This window comes from Flavobacterium sp. (assembly GCF_039932285.1).
Lineage (GTDB): Bacteria > Bacteroidota > Bacteroidia > Flavobacteriales > Flavobacteriaceae > Flavobacterium.
In genome coordinates this window covers 1-18,595 of the sequence record NZ_JBDTQE010000020.1, presented here as the reverse complement: position 1 = coordinate 18,595, position 18,595 = coordinate 1, and the positions used below count along the sequence as shown (strand labels likewise).

The window sequence follows — 18,595 nt, the reverse complement described above, 5'->3', positions numbered from 1 at the left end:
AAAAATGAAAAATATATTAATTACAGGAGGAGCCGGATTTATAGGTTCACACGTTGTTAGACGTTTTGTACAAAACTACCCAAATTATCACATATATAATTTGGACGCTCTGACTTATGCAGGAAACCTAGAGAATATAAAAGATATAGAAAACGAATCAAATTATACTTTTGTAAAAGGAGATATTGTAGATGAACTCTTTATAAATGATTTGTTTGCAAAATATAAATTTGAAGGTGTTTTGCATCTTGCAGCCGAATCTCACGTAGATCGTTCTATCGAAGATCCAATATCATTTGTAAAAACAAATGTTATTGGTACTATGAATTTGCTAAATGCAGCCAAGAATCTATGGAAAGGAAATATGGAAGGAAAACGTTTTTACCACATTTCAACAGATGAGGTTTATGGTTCGCTTGGTGAAGAAGGATTATTTACTGAAACTACGGCGTATGATCCAAATTCACCTTATTCAGCATCAAAAGCAAGTTCGGATCATTTTGTAAGAGCTTATGGTGAAACGTATGGTTTACCTTATGTATTAACCAATTGTTCTAATAATTACGGACCTTATCATTTTCCAGAAAAACTAATCCCATTGTTTATTAATAATATTATCAATAATAAGCCTTTGCCAGTATATGGTGACGGAAATTATACCCGTGATTGGCTTTTTGTAAAAGACCATGCCGTTGCTATTGATTTGGTTTTTCATGAAGGAAAAAATCATGAAACCTATAATATTGGTGGTTTTAACGAATGGAAAAATATTGATTTAGTCAAATTGCTTTGTAAAGTAATGGATGAAAAATTAGACCGTTCGGAAGGAGAATCTTCAAAATTAATCACTTATGTAAAAGATCGTCCAGGTCACGATTTGCGTTATGCAATTGATGCTTCTAAAATAAACAAAGAATTGGGTTGGAAACCGACCGTAACTTTTGAAGAAGGTCTAGAACAAACTATCGATTGGTATTTAAGTAATACAGATTGGTTAAACAATGTAACTTCGGGAGAATACGCTAAGTATTACGAAAAACAATATCAATAGCTTTAAGAAATATGCTTTAAGCAATACGCTTTTTTGAAGTTTTGCCTAAAGCCTAAAGCCTAAAGCCTAAAGCTTTTTAAATTATGAAAGGAATAATATTAGCAGGAGGTTCAGGAACAAGATTGCATCCATTAACACAAGTGGTGTCTAAGCAATTGTTGCCTATATATGACAAACCGATGATTTATTACCCGCTATCAGTATTGATGTTAGCAGGTATAAAAGAAATTTTAATCATTTCAACACCACAAGATCTACCTAATTTCAAACGATTGTTTGGAGATGGCAGTCAAATTGGATTGACACTTTCCTATATAGAACAGCCTTCGCCAGATGGGTTAGCACAAGCATTTATTCTCGGAGAAGATTTTATTGGAGATGATGATGTTTGTTTGGTTCTTGGGGATAATATTTTTTACGGTGCAGGTTTACAAACCTTATTAAATAATGCGGTAAATATTGTTACAGAAAAGAAAGAAGCAACCGTTTTTGGTTATTATGTCGATGATCCAGAACGTTACGGAGTAGCTGAGTTTTCTGATGACGGAAAAGTGTTAAGTATAGAAGAAAAACCAGAGCATCCAAAATCTAATTTTGCGGTAATAGGTTTATATTTTTACCCAAATTCAGTAGTGAATATTGCTAAAAATGTGAAACCTTCACATCGTGGAGAATTAGAAATTACTACCGTAAATCAAGAATATCTTGAGGATAAAAAACTAAACTTACAGCTAATGGGTCGTGGTTTTGCTTGGTTAGATACAGGAACACACGAATCACTAACTGAAGCGACAGAATTTGTTAAAGCCGTAGAAAAGCGTACGGGTCTTAAAATCGCTTGTATTGAAGAAGTAGCGTATAGAAAAGGTTTTATAAGTAAAGAGGAATTTGCAGCAACAGCTGCTAATTTAGGAAAAAGTAGTTATGCAGATTATTTGAGGAAAATTGCTAAATAATGGTATTGTAAGTTTTTCAATACCTATATTTAGGTTATTCAGTTAAGACTTTGTAATTGTCAGTTTTTGATCATTTTATAGATTTTTTATATGAAATGAAAATTAAAACAGCAAAATTGAAATAATAGTGTAGAATTTCAACAAAAATATATTTTTCTAACATAAATTTTCAAGCCATAATGATTGCTTTTTTTATAAGTGTTATATTGTCGATTTCATCCTTTTTTTTTAAAAAATCTAAGGCTTTTTTATTATTATTCTTTACTTTTATTTGGGTTTTATTTGGTTGGAATTATTACAATGCAGATTTAGGTATGTACAAATGTATGTACAACGTTTCTATATCAGAATTGGGGTTTCTAAAATATGAAGGCGGTTATAATTTTTTAATGTACTGCGGGAAATTTATAGGATTGTCTTTTCAAGAGTTTTTTATAGTGCTTTCAGGATGTATTTTGCTTTTGCTTTTTAGATTTTTTTATATTTTCTCGAAATTCCCCGCTCTATTAGTTTTTTGTTTTTTTTGGATTTTCTTTCCTTTAGAATATGTTATTTTTCGAAATTTTTTGGCATTTTCTATAGTTTTACAAGGATTTATTTCTGTTTTTAGAAACGAAAAATATTGTAATCAAAAATTCGTTTTTTTTGTAATAATAGCTTCTACCATTCATATTTCTTCTTTGTTTTATTTAATTTTTTTACTTGCTTTTAATGAAAATGAAATAAAGATTAAGAAAATAGTTTACTGGGTTGCCAGCTTACTTTTTCTAACAATCATCTTTCATCATTATGTTTTTATTTTGCTCTCCGTTTTACATAAAAGTAAAGTAGAATTTTATAAAACTTGTGGTAGTTTGTTTTTGACTTATTCATTGGCACAAATTGGTAATTTAATTGTAGTCAAATATTTTATGTCTCTTGGTAAAAATGAAGAAATTGAAAATAAATTGAATAGAGCTGAAATTATAATTCTCAATATTAATACCATTATGTTGTTTTTGATTGTGGTATATTTTGAAATGGCGGTATTTGTTAGGATACTATTTAATATTTCTATAATAAATCTTTTATTTATTCTGAACAAATTAATTACGAAAGAAAATAAAATAATACCTAAATTAGTATTTATTATTTACCTAATTTTTTGGTTCTTTTTGTTTATATTTTCAGTAAGAGAGAATACGATAATATCACTTTTTAATAGTAACTTAATACTAAAATAAATTATTAAAATTGATAATCGTTTATAGAAACGGTTATGTTGTAAAATTAGAAAGATGCCATGAGTCAAAAATCACATGAAAATAATTTAAATAAAGATGTATTAAAATATTTGTTTGTAAAAATATTACCAGCTATTTCTGGATTGTTAACGATTTATTTTTTAACAAGAACTCTTTCTATTTCACTTTACTCTAATTACGCTTTCATAACAGCAACTATTTTATTGTTTGGACAATTAATTAGTGGATGGATTAATAGTTCCGTACTTTTTTTTTATCCTGATTATCTTAGTCATAATTCACTCGATGCCTTAAAGATAAATGTGATCACTTTGCAAGCTATTCTTTACATTATAGGAGGTATTGGCTTCTTTTTTGTGTGTTATTTTGGGTTAAAAAATTTCGGATTAATTATTATTGGATTACTATTGTTATTGTCTCAAACTTTTTTAAACTTATTGTATAGTTTTTTACAAGCTGAAAGAAGAGTTGGAGTTCAGATTAAATCAACTCTTATTCAAAGCGTAATACAAATAACAGGGGTTTTGTTCTGTTATTTTTATAGTAAAGAAAATTTATATGATGTGATCATAGTGTTCTTTTTAAGTTATTTTATAGCATGTAATTATGTTATGTATTCTGATAAAATTTACCGTTTGTTATTCAGTTTCTCTGTTTTTTCTTTTATTGATATTAGTATTGCTAAAAGAGTCCTTGTTTATGGATTTCCTATATGTGTTTGGTTTTTTGCTTCACAATTTTATACTATTGGGGATAGGATTTTGTTTCAATATTTTAATGTAAATAAATTAGTAGCGAATTATGCTTCTTTTCGGGATCTTTCGGTGGGTTTGTCGGGTTTTATTACTATGCCTTTATTAATGGCTTCACATCCTATTATTATTCAAATGTCTAAAGACAATACAGCTAAAGTCGAAATTGAAGGTCTTTTGGTACAAAACATTAAACTGCTAATTACCTTATTTACTCCTGTTTTTATTGGGATATTATTAATCGGAGATTGGTTGTTAGCTCAGGTTGTAGAAGGGAAATATTTATTGGATAATGACCTGATGATTCTAGTCCTACTTTCAATATTTTTTGGCACCATTTCAATGTATTTGCATAAAGGACTTGAGACTAAAGGGAGAACTATTCTAATGACGAAGATTGCTTTACTCGTCGGGCTTTTAAGTCTTATTTTAAATGTTTTTTTAATTCCCATTTATGGAGTTAAGGCTGCGTGTATTGTTTCAGTGCTTTGTCAGGTAATTTATTGCGTTACGGCGTATTATTTTTCTAAAGAGATTTTTAAAATTAAGATACCGTATGTATTTTTGTTTCAGAGTGGTTTATATATAGTTTTTGCTTTTATTGTTTCTCGTTATGGGTTAGATAAAGATTTGTATTTAATTCCAAGAATGCTTATTTTTGTTATTCTAACTGTTGTAATTCTTTTAAGTTCTAAAGAAATTAAATCCATGCTTAAGCTAATAAATAAATAAATGCTTTATTTTATATCTCTTATTTTGTTAGGGTTGATTTTTTTACTCCGAAAATTATTTTCAAATTATTACTTTACACCTACGGGTTTTTTAGCAATAACCTGGATTACGTTTATATTTTTAAAATTTCTAGTCGCGTCTGATTATTACTTTTCTTTACACGCAGTTGTGCTATTTGTTATTTTTATATTTTCTTTCTTTATAGGAGAGCTTTTTATGTTTTTGTATTTGTCAAAAGAAAGAAATTCCATAATCCTTCAATTTATTGATAAAGTAAATTTGGAAGCTGACTTAGAGATCTTTAAACAGAAAAAAGTAATCAGGACATTTAATTTAATTTTAATCGTATTAGGGTCACTTTCTTTTTTAGGCTCGTTGTTGTATCTGCAATATTTTGTTCGGTATTTTGGTTCGGTGTCTAATGTTTTGACCGCAGGTTGGGCTCTTAGAGGTGCTTTGGAAGAGATTAACATACCTTTAATTATAAGGGCTATTTTATTGTTGGGTTACTCTAGTATTATTCTAATTCTTGTTCATTTTATTTTATATAATAAATTCAGATGGTTTTTTTTATTGCCCTTCATTTCGATGCTTATCATGGGAATTACACAAGCTGGTCGTGCTGGATTTATGATGATCTTATTCCAAATATTTATTATGTCATTTTGGCGTCAGATTTTTAAGAATGTAACCAGTGAGACAGGAAAACTTTCCTTTGTTAAAGGGCCGGAATATAAAATGATAAAATCGTCTTTTCGATTGGTTTTATTTGTTGCTATAATATTTGTTGGAGGAGATATGTTAAGGTCTCAGGATTTTAGTTTTAATTCCGAAATTATTGAACAAGGATTAACCAGTTTCAAAGCGTATCTTTTTGGTGGAATAGCCGCATTTTGTACTTATTTGAATGAGTATAGATTTCAGGATTTAGGTTGGGGAAGGTTCTCTTTTAGTTCTTTGTATGAATTGTTGGGAATTCATAAAAATACCTTAGGGATTTATGTTAATTATTTGAGAATATCATCTGTAGATCCGAATGAAGATACTAATATATTTACTGCTTTCAGGCAATTTATGGACGATTTTGGAATAGTTGGAACAGTTCTTCTAATGATGATATTAGGTGCACTTTCGAATGTTTTTTTTAGAAAAGCAGTTAAAGGTGATATAGCATCCATTGCTTTTATGATTGTTTTGTATACCTTTATTTTCCATACCCCATTGCTGTCAATAACTGCGCATACTTCTGTTTTGATTAGTGCGATATTGCCTTATGTTTTGATTAAAATGATAAAAATTAAATATTAATTTGATTATGAAAGCCTCTTTTGTTTGTGTAAACTATAATAACTCGAAAGTAACTCAGGATTACATTTCCAATGTCTTGAATATAAAAAATAACCACGATGTTAAAATCGTTGTTGTGGATAATGCTTCTCAAAACGAAGATGTAAATAATCTCATTGACTATATTCATAAGTTGAATAATGAGCACGTGATCTTGATAAGATCAGAAGTCAATTTAGGGTATTTTAAAGGACTAAATTTAGGTATTAAATGGTCTATAGAAAATCAATATAATCAATATCAAATTGTAGGAAATAATGATCTTGTGTTTTTTTCTGATTTTTTAGATACCTTGGAAAGTATAGCCATTAAGAAAGCTGAAATGGTTCTTGCTCCTGATGTAATTACTATTGATGGAATACATGAAAACCCTCATGTTATAAATAAAATGCCTTTCTTAAGAAAGTTTAAATATAAAATTTACTATAGTAATTATTATGTTGCTAAATTGATCAATAATTTCTATTCTACTGAAAGAAAGTATAAAGCATTTGATCCTGAAAGGAAATATATTCATATGGGAATTGGAGCACTTTATGTATTAACGCCAAATTTCTTTCAACATTTTAATGCGCTTTGGGATCATGTGTTTTTATATGGCGAAGAGGCTATATTAGCAGGGCAGATGGATAGTGTAGCAGGTAAAATTGTATATGAACCATCCTTAAAATGCAATCATAATGAGTCTGCTACAACTTCAAAAATGGAATCTAAATACAAGTATGAAGTAATTCAAAGGTCATACAGGATTTATAAAAAATATTTATAAAATGGTAAAAGATATATTAGGTAAAACTCTACTTATTACTGGTGGTACAGGTTCTTTTGGAACGGCTGTCTTGAATCGTTTCCTAGCAACAGACCATTTCAAAGAGATTCGTATTTTTTCTCGCGATGAAAAAAAGCAGGACGATATGCGTAACCTTTATAAAAATGACAAATTAAAATTTTATATTGGAGACGTTAGGGATTTCAGCAGTATAGAACGAGCCATGCGTGGAGTCGATTACGTGTTTCATGCCGCCGCTTTAAAACAGGTGCCTTCCTGTGAATTTTTTCCAATTGAAGCAACCAAAACTAATGTATTTGGAACTCAAAACACGATTGATGCTGCTGTAGCTAATGGCGTTTCAAAAATAATTTGCCTAAGCACCGACAAAGCCGCTTATCCGATTAACGCCATGGGGATTTCTAAAGCATTAATGGAAAAAGTAGCTATTGCAGCCTCCAGAAACATACATGAAAATAAAACCACGGTTTGTCTGACAAGATATGGCAACGTAATGGCATCGCGAGGTTCTGTTATTCCGTTGTTTTTAAACCAAATTAAAACCGGGCAAACGATAACAATTACCGATCCCAAAATGACCCGATTTTTAATGTCATTGGATGAGGCAGTCGAATTGGTTTTGTTTGCTTTCGAACACGGGAATCAAGGTGATTTATTTGTCAATAAAGCTCCAGCCGGAACTATCAATGATTTGGCGTCAGCACTAAAAGATTTATGTAAAGCTGAAAACGAAGTGAAAATTATCGGGACACGCCATGGTGAGAAATTATATGAAACCTTATGCACCCGTGAAGAAATGGCAAAAGCAGAAGATATGGGTGGGTTTTACCGAATTCCTGCTGATAACAGAGATCTAAACTATGCCCAATATTTTTCCGAAGGGGAACAAGATATTGCTTTGATTGAAGATTATCATTCTCATAATACGGAACAATTAGGCGTTGAAGGAATGAAAAAATTATTAATAAAATTACCCCTAATTCGAAAAGAAGTTTTTGGAGAAGATGTAGCACAAATGCCAGGATAGATGAACGGATTACCTCAAATAATTCAAGGTGGTCAATTCAAAGACGAACGGGGAAAGATTACTTTTGTGAATGATTTTGATTTAAAAGCAGTCAGAAGATGTTACAGCATAGAACATTCAGATACAGCTATCATTAGAGCTTGGCAAGGACATAAAAAGGAACAAAAATGGTTTCAGGTTATTTTGGGAACTTTTCTAGTTGCTGTGGTTTGTCCGGATGATTGGGAAAATCCAAGGTTAGATCTGGGCGTAAAAACATTTGTTCTTAAAGCAGTGGAAAACCAAATCTTGTATATTCCTTCAGGTTTTGCTAACGGTTTTAAAGCTTTAAAGCCTAACTCAAAAATGCTGGTTTTTTCAGATTTCACCGTGGAAGAATCTTCCAATGATAATTTTCGTTTCGATAGTAAGTTCTGGTTTGATTGGAACATATAATTATAATATAAAAAAATAAGATGTTAAAAGTAGGGATTACTGGGCAAGCTGGATTTGTAGGCAAACATTTGTACAATACTTTAGGGCTTTTTTCAGAAGAGTTCGAAAGAATTGATTTTGAAAAATATTTTTTTGAAGATGAAAATAAGTTAAATGATTTTGTATCACAGTGTGATGTAATTGTGCATTTGGCAGCAATGAATAGACACAATGATCCACAAATAATTTATGATACAAACCTTGGATTGGTTCAAAAATTAGTTTCCGCCTTAACCAAAACCAAAAGTAAAGCTCATGTTTTATTTTCTTCTTCAACACAAGAAGAAAAAGACAACCTTTATGGGAAATCTAAGAAAGAAGGAAGGGAATTAATGGTCGAATGGGCTAAAAATTCCGAGGGTAAATTTACGGGCATGATTATCCCAAATGTCTTCGGGCCTTTTGGTTGCCCAAATTATAATTCGGTTATTGCTACTTTTTGTCATAAATTGGCATGTAATGAAAAGCCGAAAATTGAGGTTGATGGCGATTTAAAACTCATTTATGTTGGTGAGCTAGTTGATGAAATTTTAAAAGAAATTAGAAGTAAAGAAAGTAAAAATCAGGTTTTAGTAGCTCATACTTCAGAATCAAAAGTTTCCACATTGCTTTTTCTTCTTGAAAAATATAAAGTTGAATATCAGGATAATGGTATTATTCCAGAATTAAACAGTATGTTTGAAGTAAATCTATTCAATACTTTTCGCTGTTATATGGATTTTTCAATTCATTTTCCAGTGAAATTTACACAACATAAAGATTCAAGAGGTGCTTTTGTTGAGGTTATTCGGTTAAATGTGGGTGGACAGGTTTCTTTTTCCACAACAGTTCCCGGGATTACACGAGGGAATCATTTTCATACCAGAAAAATTGAACGTTTCGCCGTAATTAAAGGAAAAGCATTAATTCAACTGAGACAAATTGGCACTGAAGATGTGCTGGATTTTTATCTGGATGGTATAGATCCCGCCTATGTTGATATGCCTGTTTGGTATACCCATAACATTAAAAATGTTGGAGATGAAGAATTATATACCATTTTTTGGATTAATGAATTTTATGATCCAAACGATCCGGATACTTATTTTGAAAACGTTTAATACAATAAAATTATTCTCTATATCATATGAAATCAAGACTTAAAGTAATGACAGTGGTTGGAACAAGACCAGAAATCATAAGATTGTCAAGAGTAATGGCCGCTTTGGATTATTCTGATGCCATTGAGCACATTATTGTTCATACCGGTCAAAATTATGATTATGAACTCAATCAGATTTTCTTTGATGATTTGGGTATTCGTAAACCTGATTTTTTTCTTAATGCAGCTGGTGCAACTGCTACCGAAACGGTTGGTCAGATTTTAATCAAAATCGACCCTTTATTGGAAAGTGAAAATCCGGACGCATTTTTGGTTTTAGGAGATACTAACAGTTGTCTGTGCGCTATTCCTGCTAAAAAAAGACATATTCCCATTTTTCATATGGAAGCTGGAAATCGTTGTTTTGATCAGCGTGTTCCTGAAGAAACCAATCGTAAAATTGTAGATCATGTTTCTGATGTAAACCTGACCTACAGTGATATAGCTCGGGAATATTTATTAAGAGAAGGCTTGCCGGCAGACAGGATTATCAAAACAGGTTCTCCTATGTTTGAAGTTTTGAACTATTACCTGCCTTCCATAGAAGCGTCAGATGTTTTAGAAAGATTGGAGTTGGAAGAAGGTAAGTTTTTTGTGGTTTCTTCTCATCGGGAAGAAAATATAAATAGTGAAAAAAACTTTCAGGGTTTGATGGATAGTTTGAATTTGATTGCTGCAAAATATGATTACCCGATTATTGTAAGTACTCACCCACGAACGAGAAACATGATTGAAAAAAAGAATATTCAAATGCATAAAAATGTTCAGTTCTTAAAGCCACTAGGATTTAATGACTATAATGCTTTACAAATGAAATCTTTTGCCGTTTTATCCGATAGTGGTACTATTTCCGAAGAATCTTCGGTTTTAAATTTTCGGGCATTAAATATTCGTGATGCGCATGAACGACCGGAAGCTATGGAAGAAACTTCTGTAATGATGGTTGGTTTGAGCCCTGAAAGAATTATGCAAGGATTGGTGCAACTGCAATATCAGAAAATAGGTAAAGAACGTAATTTCAGACCTGTATCTGATTATTCCATGCCGAATGTTTCGGAAAAAATGGTTCGTATTATTTTGAGTTATACTGATTATATTAGAAGAACGGTTTGGAGAGAACTATAATAGAATTAATAAATGAAAGTACTTTTTTTGACCATGGTAAAAATCAATTCCTTGAACGATAGAGGAATTTACACGGATTTGTTGAGGAAATTTTCTCAGGAAGGTCACGAAGTTTTTGCTGTTTGCCCTATTGAAAGAAGAGAAAAGCAAAAAACAAATCTTCGAAATGAAAAGGTAGGGTCTATTTTAAGCGTTAGAACCTTAAATCTTCAAAAAACTAATATTATAGAAAAAGGATTGGGAACTTTAGCGATAGAATACCAGTTTCTGTATGCCATAAAAAAGCATTTTTCGGATATAAAATTCGATCTTATTATTTATTCGACGCCTCCCATTACCTTTTCAAAAGTGATTCATTTTATTAAGAAAAGAGACCATGCATATTCTTATTTGTTGCTCAAGGATATTTTTCCTCAAAATGCAGTAGATATGAAAATGTTGAAAAAAGGAGGTTTTTTGCATAAAATGTTTTTAAGAAAAGAGCAGGAACTTTACCAACTCTCTGACTCGATTGGATGCATGTCTGAAGCTAATAAAAATTATATTATACAACACAATCTAAACATAAATTCAAATCGAGTAGAAGTAAATCCAAACTCAATTGAACCTTTTATTTTGGTTCAGAATCAGGAAGAAAAACAGGTCATTAAGGAAAAGTACGGTTTGCCTTTGGATAAAAAAATATTTGTTTACGGAGGAAATTTAGGAAGACCGCAAGGAGTAGATTTTCTTTTAGAAACTATTCAATATAATGAGAATTCAGCTATTTTTTTTCTAGTAATAGGATCAGGCACCGAATATAATCGCATCGAAAAGTGGTTCCAGACACAAAATCCTCAAAATGCTTTGCTACTATCTGGATTGCCAAAACAAGAATATGATTTGTTGTTAAACGCTTGTGATGTAGGTCTTATTTTTCTCCATAAAGATTTTACTATTCCTAATTTCCCATCACGACTGCTTTCTTATCTCGAAATGAAAATGCCTATTATTGCTGCAACAGATGTACATACTGATATTGGTTCAGTCATCGAAGAAAATAAATGTGGTTCTGCCGTAATTTCTGGAGATATCAACAAAATGAATCAAATTATTGACGTAATGATTTCTGATGTAAATGAATTTAACCAGATGAAGCAAAACGCATGGGATTTACTGCAAAGAGAGTATAAAGTGGACCGTTCTTATTCTTTAATTAAAAATAGATTAGATGTATAAATTATTTTTAAAACGGATTATAGACTTTACAGCTTCATTATTTGGTGTAGTTCTTCTTTTACCGATATTTTTATTAGTGACTGTATTTCTGATTCTTGCCAATAATGGAAAACCATTTTTTATTCAAAGACGACCGGGAAAGAATGGGAAGATATTCAAGATTGTGAAATTTAAAACCATGAATGATAAAAAAGATACCAATGGAAATCTACTTTCTGATGCGGATCGATTGATTAAAATTGGTTCTTTTGTACGAAAAACATCATTAGATGAATTACCGCAACTCATTAATGTTTTAAAAGGAGATATGAGTCTGATTGGTCCAAGACCCTTGTTAACTCAATACTTACATTTGTATAGTGATTTTCAGAACAGACGGCATGAAGTAAAGCCAGGAATAACAGGCTGGGCGCAAGTAAATGGGAGGAATGCCATATCGTGGGACAAAAAATTCGAACTAGACGTTTGGTATGTAGATCACTGTTCGTTTTTAGTAGATGTAAGAATCTTGTTTAAAACACTCTTGAAAGTGATAAGAAAAGAAGGTATAAATGCAGCAAATGCAGCAACAATAGAACCATTCAATGGAGAATAATATAATCTTATATGGGGCAAGTGGGCATTGTAAAGTTATTATCGATATTTTACAATCAAACAATCAAATTATAAAAGTTGTAATTGATGATGCGCCAAAATTAAACAGAATTCTTGGATTTAGTATTTTAAACGCAAGTGAATTTGATTTTTCCAGTATACAAAATATGATTTTGTCTATTGGGAATAATAAAGTTAGAAAAAAAATATCAGATAAATATCAGGCTAATTTTGTGACTGCCATCCATCCAAAATCTATAATTTCTAAAAGTGTGATTATTGGTAAAGGTAGTGTAGTTATGGCAGGAGTAATTATCAACTCAGATACAAAAATAGGAAATCATTGTATAGTAAATACTGGAGCGATCGTAGAGCATGATTGTATTATTAGTAATTTTGTACATATTTGTCCAAATGCTTCATTAGCAGGAGCGGTTGTGGTTGGAGAAGGATCCCAAATAGGTATTGGTGCCACTATAATACAAGGGATAAAAATTGGTAAATGGGTTACTGTTGGTGCAGGATCTGTTATTATAAAAGATGTGCCAGATTATTCGGTAATTGTCGGGAATCCAGGAAGAATAATTAAAGTAAATGAAAATGAATAATTCAAAAATATGGCTTTCTTCGCCGCACATGGGCGGAAACGAACAACAATTTGTTAACGAAGCATTTGCAACGAATTGGGTAGATCCACTTGGACCTAATGTAACTAATTTTGAAAAAGATATAGAAAGTTATATAGGTGAAAATCATAATGACGTCAGCTTAACCGAACCGTTTACTGGAAACTAATATGGGAGCAACAATAAAGGCAATAGAATATATTTTTCCTGAACAAAAAATAAGTAATGATGACTTATTAAAGCAATTTCCAGATTATGATTTTGCTAAATTCGAGGAAAAAGTAGGAATTAGAAACAGATATTGGGTTCAGGAAAATGAAACTGCTTTTGACCTTGCTAAGAAAGCTTGTGATAAATTGTTTCGAAACAACAATAAAGAAGATATAGATTATGTTTTGTATTGTACACAAAGTCCTGAATATTTTTTACCTACAACAGCATGTCTGTTACAAGACCAGCTTGGGCTAAGAAAGAATATTGGTGCATTTGATTTTAATTTGGGATGTTCAGGTTTTACTTATGGTGTTAGTTTTGCAAAAGCATTAATTAATTCTGGTCAGGCTAAAAATGTGCTTTTGGTTACTGCCGAAACATATTCAAAATATTTGCACCCCAAAGATCGTTCTAATAGAGCTATTTTTGGAGATGCAGCAGCAGCAACTTTAATATCTTATACAGAAGAAGAGAATGTAGTGAATTTTCTTTTTGGTACTGATGGATCTGGTTATGATAAACTAATAGTAAAAAATGGATGTAGTAGATTTCCTTTAGAAAATAACCCGTTAGAAATTCAATACGGTACAGAAAACACATATACAAATAATCATTTGTATATGAATGGACCAGAAGTTTTTAATTTTACTAATGAAGTAATTCCAGATTTCGCAAAAGAAATTTTGGTAAAAAACAACTTACAGATTGATGATGTAGATCAGTATGTATTTCATCAAGCAAATAAATTTATGCTAAATTTTATGCGTAAGAGATTAAAGATAAAACCCGAAAATTTTTATATTGACTTAGAGGACGGAGGTAATACAGTTTCATGTACCATTCCTATTGCTCTAAAAAAATACAGCCAAAGAATCAGTAAAAGTCAAAATGTAATTATAGTTGGCTTTGGTGTAGGCTTGTCTTGGTCTGGAGGATTAATAAAAATAAATAATAAATTATAAAAGAAGTAAAATATGACAATTCAAGAATTTATTTTAGGATTAAAAGAAGAATTAGAAATTGAAGGAAATTTAGAAAATACAACAAACATAAAAGACTTAGAAGAGTGGGATTCTATGACAGCAATGTTATTAATAGGGTATGTCTCAAATGAATTTAGTGTAACGCTTACATCAAATGATTTGGATGCATTAACAACTATAGATTCATTAATAGATAAGATAGGGGCAGAAAAATTTAATTAACATGATTCAAGATTTCGAAGGTGTTGAGATAAAAGCAATCAGTGCTTGTGTTCCTAAAAATAAAATAGGGAATGATTCTTTTGGTGATTTATTGTCACCAAAAGAAATTAGAGTATTTGAAAAAACGGTTGGAATTTTAGAGAGAAGATGGGCAGACAAAAATATTACAGCTTCAGATTTAGGATTTGCAGCAGCAATAAACTTATTCGAAAAATATAAAATAAATAAAGACGAAATTGATTGTTTGATTTTTCTGAGTCAAACACCAGATTATAAAATTCCATTTACATCAAATATTTTACAACACAAATTAGGACTCAAACAAAGTACACTGTGTTTAGATATAAATGCTGGTTGTGCAGGTTTTATACAAGGGTTAAGTACTTCTTTTGCAATTGCAAAAACAATAAAAAAAGGAAAAGTACTTTTTGTAGTTGCAGAAACGTTATCTAAAATACTATCAAACAAAGATCGTAGTACAACCATGCTTTTTGGAGATGGAGCAACTGCGGTTTTGATAGAAAATACAGGGGATTTAGAAAGTAAATCATTTTTTAATTTCTTTTCCGACGGTAACAATGCCGATGCAATTCAAATTCCTGACGGAGGTTATAGAAACACAATAACATCTAAAAGTCTTATCGAAACAGAAGACGAAAAAGGGAATTCTAAAAATAATCTTAATCTTGCAATGGATGGGCCAAGGGTTTTCGATTTTACACTTCGAGAAATTGCTCCCAGTATTGAAGAATTATTAAAAGAATCCCACACACAAAAAAACGAGGTAGATTATTTCTTATTGCATCAGTCAAATCAATTTATAATCAAGCAAATCGCTGCAAAATTAGAGGTTGAATCTGAAAAAATGTTACTTAACATAGCAAAATTCGGGAATACAAGCGGTGTGTCAATTCCCTTATTAATATGCTCAAATTCCGAAAAACTAGAAAAAAGTAAAACAGTTCTAATGAGTGGCTATGGTTCAGGATTAAATTGGGGAAATAGTATTTTAAATTTATCTTCGGCAAAAATATTTCCAATAATTGAAATGTAAAATATGAAAGCGTTAATAAAACCGAATGAGTATTTTGAAAAAAGTACTTATGAAAATGAAAAAACAAACCTTTTTTCTCAAGTATGGAATTTTGTAGGATTCATTTCAGATTTCAATGAGGTGAATGACTTTATCGTTTCAAATATTTCAGGAATTCCAGTTGTTGTTCAAAATTTGAAAGGTACTATTAGAGCATTTAAAAATGTTTGTTCACATAGACATTCAATTATTCAAACTACTCAAAAAGGAAATAGAGCCTTAATGTGCCCTTATCATGGTTGGGCTTATAATGAAAAAGGAATTCCATTTGGTATTCCTAAAAAACCATTATTTAACTTTACGACCGAAGAACTCGAATGTTTGAAGCTTGAGGAATATAAAATCGAAATTTGCGGATCGTTAGTTTTTGTTAAAATTAAAAAAGATGATGTTTCTTTAAGTGATTTTCTAGGTAAGTTTTACAAAGAAATCGAAAAAATGACAAACAGTTTTGGTCAATTAATTGATATAAATGAAATAGAGATCGAAGCTAACTGGAAAATCATAGTCGAAAATACTCTCGAAAGTTACCATGTTGCTTTAATACATTCCGAGACTTTTCAAAAATTAGGGGCAGAAGGTTTAGATTTTACTTTTGATAAAGATAATTCTTTGTGGGATGCACCAGTATTAATAAAAGAGAATGAAGGAAAACAATCAAAAATTTATAAACCCTATCAAAAAAGAGATTATAAAATTGAAGGATATAAACACCTAATAATTTTCCCAAATATTTTAATCTCTTCTACATACGGGGTTTCGTTTAATTTATCTCATATAATTCCTATTAGCGAAGGTGTAACGTTGTTTAAAAGCTATGTTTTTGTGACAAAAAAAGAGGAAGAAGATAAAAATGAGGTTATAGAAAAAATGTTTCACGATTCCTTAATTAATTTTAATCGTAAGGTTTTTGATGAAGATAAAGTAATTTGTCAAGAGGTTCAAAAAGGAGTTAAATATTCTAATTACGATGGACAATTGAGTGATGAAGAAGCAAGGGTTGGACATTTTCAAGAAAGATACAAACTGTATATTCAATATTAGTTATGATTAAAGATAAAATAATATTAATTACTGGTGCAACTTCTGGAATAGGACTAGCCTTATGCAAATATTTGTTAGAAAATAATTGCAAAGTTATTGCAGTAGGTCGAGATGAAGATAAAATAGAAAATTTAAAATCAGCAAAATTTTTATTTGTAAAACTTGATTTAAATGATTTTTCTCAATACAATACCATATTCGAAGAAGCATTAAATGGAGAAAAACTAGATGGTTTTGTTCATTGTGCAGGAATAGAAGAAACAATGCCCATAACACTTTATACACCTGAGAATATTCAAAAAATATTTAATATTAATGTTTTTTCTGGAATAGAATTGTTGCGTTTTTTTTCCAAAAAAAAATATTCGAATGATGGTTCAAGTGTAGTTTTTATATCCTCAGTAATGGGCGAATTAGGCCAGCCAGGAAAGATAGGATATTGTTCTACAAAAGCTGCAATTTTAGGATTGGTAAAATCTTCGGCACTAGAATTAGCAAAACGTAAATTTAGAGTAAATGCAATTTCTCCAGGAGTTGTAAACACGCCAATGACACAGAAACTATTTTCACAAATAGATCAAGATAATATTCAAAGAATTAAAAACATGCACCCTTTAGATATCGGTCAAGTAGAAGATGTGATTCCACTTCTTGTGTTTTTATTATCAGATAATAGTCGTTGGATAACAGGACAAAATATAAAAATAGATGGAGGATACTCAATACAGTAGTAGTCAAGAAACAATTATAATTGGAGCTGGAGGCTTAGCCAGAGAAATAGAAAATTGGATTAATTTAAATCCAGATTCTAAAAGTAAATTTAAAATTAAAGGATTTTATTTAAATGGTATTATAGTTGCAGAAAATTCAGAATTAAAATCTTTAATAGTTGATAGAATAGATTTTTCTAAAGTTTCTAATGATAATTTTTTTATAGTAGGAATTGCAGATTGTAATTTTAAAGAAAATTTATGGAAAGATGCTCAGGAATACAACATTAAGTTTGCATCATATTTTCATAATACAGCTTTAATAGGAGCTAGAACTACTTTAGGGATAGGGGTGGTAGTTCTTCCATATTCAATAATATCATGTGATGCCAATATTGGTAATTTAGTATTTGTTAATAACGGATCACAAATAGGTCATGATGTATTTGTTGGTGATTGTACCAGTATTATGGCTAATGTAGATATTGGCGGTGGAGCTCATATAGGAAAAAATGTTTTTATAGGTTCAAATGCAGTTATTTTACCAGGGGTAAAAATTCCAGACAATACAGTAATAGGAGCCGGTTCTGTAGTGATTCGTTCTATAAAGCAATCAGGAAGTTATTTTGGAAACCCTGCAAAAAAAATATTTTAAAAATGAATAATTCAAAAATATGGCTTTCTTCTCCACACATGGGAGGAAACGAACAAAAATTTGTTAATGAAGCTTTTGAAACGAATTGGGTAGCGCCACTTGGACCAAATGTAACTAATTTTGAAAAAGATTTAGAAAGTTATATAGGAAAAAATTCTCATGTAGCTGCTTTAAGTTCTGGAACAGCGGCTTTGCATCTTGGATTAATTTTATTAGATGTTAAGCCTGGTGACGAAGTTATTTGTCAGAGTATGACATTTTCAGCTTCTGCTAATCCTATTATGTATTTGGGAGCTACTCCAATTTTTATAGATAGTGAGTTAGATACTTGGAATATGTGCCCGGTTACTCTTGAAAAGGCTATTTTAGACAGAATATCAAAAGGTAAAAAACCAAAAGCAATTATTGCAGTACATCTTTATGGAATGCCTTATAAGATTGATGAAATTCAAGCCATTTCAAACAAATATCAAATCCCAATTCTTGAAGATAGTGCAGAAGCATTAGGAAGTTCATACAAAATGCAAAAATGCGGAACATTTGGTGAAATAAGTGTTTTGTCGTTTAATGGGAATAAAATCATAACTACTTCTGGAGG

At 30.7% G+C, this 18,595-nt stretch carries 19 protein-coding genes and 1 pseudogene; all 20 read left to right on the top strand.

Going from position 1 to position 18,595, the window contains the following annotated elements:
* Positions 1 to 4 precede the first annotated feature (4 nt).
* Positions 5 to 1,051, top strand: a complete 1,047-nt coding sequence (gene rfbB / locus ABI549_RS05730) for a dTDP-glucose 4,6-dehydratase (protein WP_348075498.1) — start codon at positions 5 to 7, stop codon at positions 1,049 to 1,051.
* A gap of 83 nt (positions 1,052 to 1,134) precedes the next feature.
* Complete coding sequence (rfbA, locus tag ABI549_RS05725) at positions 1,135 to 2,007, top strand: glucose-1-phosphate thymidylyltransferase RfbA (RefSeq protein ID WP_348075497.1); 873 nt, start codon at positions 1,135 to 1,137, stop codon at positions 2,005 to 2,007.
* Positions 2,008 to 3,289: 1,282 nt separating this feature from the next.
* Positions 3,290 to 4,735 carry a polysaccharide biosynthesis C-terminal domain-containing protein gene (locus ABI549_RS05720; RefSeq protein WP_348075496.1) on the top strand — a complete coding sequence of 482 codons (1,446 nt, stop codon included), beginning with the start codon at positions 3,290 to 3,292 and terminating at the stop codon, positions 4,733 to 4,735.
* A complete protein-coding gene (locus ABI549_RS05715; RefSeq protein WP_348075495.1) occupies positions 4,736 to 6,043 on the top strand; it encodes an O-antigen polymerase in 1,308 nt (435 codons plus the stop codon).
* A 7-nt stretch (positions 6,044 to 6,050) separates the two neighbouring features.
* Entirely contained in the window at positions 6,051 to 6,851 is an 801-nt protein-coding gene (locus ABI549_RS05710; protein WP_348075494.1) for a glycosyltransferase, read from the top strand.
* Between the two features lies 1 nt (position 6,852).
* Entirely contained in the window at positions 6,853 to 7,899 is a 1,047-nt protein-coding gene (locus ABI549_RS05705) for a polysaccharide biosynthesis protein (RefSeq protein ID WP_348075493.1), read from the top strand.
* Positions 7,900 to 8,334, top strand: a complete 435-nt coding sequence (locus tag ABI549_RS05700; protein ID WP_348075492.1) for a dTDP-4-dehydrorhamnose 3,5-epimerase family protein — start codon at positions 7,900 to 7,902, stop codon at positions 8,332 to 8,334. It abuts the gene before it with no gap.
* Positions 8,335 to 8,354: 20 nt separating this feature from the next.
* Positions 8,355 to 9,473, top strand: a complete 1,119-nt coding sequence (locus tag ABI549_RS05695) for an NAD-dependent epimerase/dehydratase family protein (RefSeq protein ID WP_348075491.1) — start codon at positions 8,355 to 8,357, stop codon at positions 9,471 to 9,473.
* 26 nt (positions 9,474 to 9,499) lie between these two features.
* Entirely contained in the window at positions 9,500 to 10,639 is a 1,140-nt protein-coding gene (gene wecB / locus ABI549_RS05690) for a UDP-N-acetylglucosamine 2-epimerase (non-hydrolyzing) (protein ID WP_348075490.1), read from the top strand.
* Positions 10,640 to 10,651: 12 nt separating this feature from the next.
* A complete protein-coding gene (locus ABI549_RS05685; protein ID WP_348075489.1) occupies positions 10,652 to 11,857 on the top strand; it encodes a glycosyltransferase family 4 protein in 1,206 nt (401 codons plus the stop codon).
* Entirely contained in the window at positions 11,850 to 12,452 is a 603-nt protein-coding gene (locus tag ABI549_RS05680) for a sugar transferase (RefSeq protein WP_348075488.1), read from the top strand. The genes ABI549_RS05685 and ABI549_RS05680 overlap by 8 nt, the downstream gene beginning before the upstream one ends.
* Complete coding sequence (locus tag ABI549_RS05675) at positions 12,442 to 13,059, top strand: acetyltransferase (protein WP_348075487.1); 618 nt, start codon at positions 12,442 to 12,444, stop codon at positions 13,057 to 13,059. Before ABI549_RS05680 ends, ABI549_RS05675 begins: the two co-directional genes overlap by 11 nt.
* Positions 13,052 to 13,225, top strand: a pseudogene (locus ABI549_RS05670) (pyridoxal phosphate-dependent aminotransferase); the annotation flags it as partial. The gene ABI549_RS05675 and the pseudogene ABI549_RS05670, both read left to right, overlap by 8 nt.
* A gap of 22 nt (positions 13,226 to 13,247) precedes the next feature.
* Positions 13,248 to 14,252: a ketoacyl-ACP synthase III gene (locus ABI549_RS05665; RefSeq protein ID WP_348075486.1), complete on the top strand. Its 1,005-nt coding sequence runs from the start codon at positions 13,248 to 13,250 to the stop codon at positions 14,250 to 14,252.
* Between the two features lie 12 nt (positions 14,253 to 14,264).
* A complete protein-coding gene (locus ABI549_RS05660) occupies positions 14,265 to 14,495 on the top strand; it encodes a phosphopantetheine-binding protein (RefSeq protein ID WP_348075485.1) in 231 nt (76 codons plus the stop codon).
* A gap of 1 nt (position 14,496) precedes the next feature.
* Positions 14,497 to 15,549, top strand: coding sequence for a ketoacyl-ACP synthase III (locus ABI549_RS05655; protein WP_348075484.1), 1,053 nt, complete (start codon positions 14,497 to 14,499; stop codon positions 15,547 to 15,549).
* 3 nt (positions 15,550 to 15,552) lie between these two features.
* Complete coding sequence (locus ABI549_RS05650; protein ID WP_348075483.1) at positions 15,553 to 16,632, top strand: SRPBCC family protein; 1,080 nt, start codon at positions 15,553 to 15,555, stop codon at positions 16,630 to 16,632.
* 2 nt (positions 16,633 to 16,634) lie between these two features.
* Positions 16,635 to 17,363: an SDR family oxidoreductase gene (locus ABI549_RS05645; RefSeq protein ID WP_348075482.1), complete on the top strand. Its 729-nt coding sequence runs from the start codon at positions 16,635 to 16,637 to the stop codon at positions 17,361 to 17,363.
* Entirely contained in the window at positions 17,341 to 17,997 is a 657-nt protein-coding gene (locus tag ABI549_RS05640; protein WP_348075481.1) for a NeuD/PglB/VioB family sugar acetyltransferase, read from the top strand. The genes ABI549_RS05645 and ABI549_RS05640 overlap by 23 nt, the downstream gene beginning before the upstream one ends.
* A 2-nt stretch (positions 17,998 to 17,999) precedes the next feature.
* Positions 18,000 to 18,595, top strand: a 596-nt coding sequence (locus ABI549_RS05635; protein ID WP_348075480.1) for an aminotransferase class I/II-fold pyridoxal phosphate-dependent enzyme, incomplete at its 3' end; no start/stop codon positions are given.

Coding starts and splice junctions, on each gene's coding strand:
- rfbB (WP_348075498.1), top strand. CDS start 5: ATGAAAAATATATTAATTACAGGAGGAGCCGGATTTATAGGTTCACAC.
- rfbA (WP_348075497.1), top strand. CDS start 1,135: ATGAAAGGAATAATATTAGCAGGAGGTTCAGGAACAAGATTGCATCCA.
- ABI549_RS05720 (WP_348075496.1), top strand. CDS start 3,290: ATGAGTCAAAAATCACATGAAAATAATTTAAATAAAGATGTATTAAAA.
- ABI549_RS05715 (WP_348075495.1), top strand. CDS start 4,736: ATGCTTTATTTTATATCTCTTATTTTGTTAGGGTTGATTTTTTTACTC.
- ABI549_RS05710 (WP_348075494.1), top strand. CDS start 6,051: ATGAAAGCCTCTTTTGTTTGTGTAAACTATAATAACTCGAAAGTAACT.
- ABI549_RS05705 (WP_348075493.1), top strand. CDS start 6,853: ATGGTAAAAGATATATTAGGTAAAACTCTACTTATTACTGGTGGTACA.
- ABI549_RS05700 (WP_348075492.1), top strand. CDS start 7,900: ATGAACGGATTACCTCAAATAATTCAAGGTGGTCAATTCAAAGACGAA.
- ABI549_RS05695 (WP_348075491.1), top strand. CDS start 8,355: ATGTTAAAAGTAGGGATTACTGGGCAAGCTGGATTTGTAGGCAAACAT.
- wecB (WP_348075490.1), top strand. CDS start 9,500: ATGAAATCAAGACTTAAAGTAATGACAGTGGTTGGAACAAGACCAGAA.
- ABI549_RS05685 (WP_348075489.1), top strand. CDS start 10,652: ATGAAAGTACTTTTTTTGACCATGGTAAAAATCAATTCCTTGAACGAT.
- ABI549_RS05680 (WP_348075488.1), top strand. CDS start 11,850: ATGTATAAATTATTTTTAAAACGGATTATAGACTTTACAGCTTCATTA.
- ABI549_RS05675 (WP_348075487.1), top strand. CDS start 12,442: ATGGAGAATAATATAATCTTATATGGGGCAAGTGGGCATTGTAAAGTT.
- ABI549_RS05665 (WP_348075486.1), top strand. CDS start 13,248: ATGGGAGCAACAATAAAGGCAATAGAATATATTTTTCCTGAACAAAAA.
- ABI549_RS05660 (WP_348075485.1), top strand. CDS start 14,265: ATGACAATTCAAGAATTTATTTTAGGATTAAAAGAAGAATTAGAAATT.
- ABI549_RS05655 (WP_348075484.1), top strand. CDS start 14,497: ATGATTCAAGATTTCGAAGGTGTTGAGATAAAAGCAATCAGTGCTTGT.
- ABI549_RS05650 (WP_348075483.1), top strand. CDS start 15,553: ATGAAAGCGTTAATAAAACCGAATGAGTATTTTGAAAAAAGTACTTAT.
- ABI549_RS05645 (WP_348075482.1), top strand. CDS start 16,635: ATGATTAAAGATAAAATAATATTAATTACTGGTGCAACTTCTGGAATA.
- ABI549_RS05640 (WP_348075481.1), top strand. CDS start 17,341: ATGGAGGATACTCAATACAGTAGTAGTCAAGAAACAATTATAATTGGA.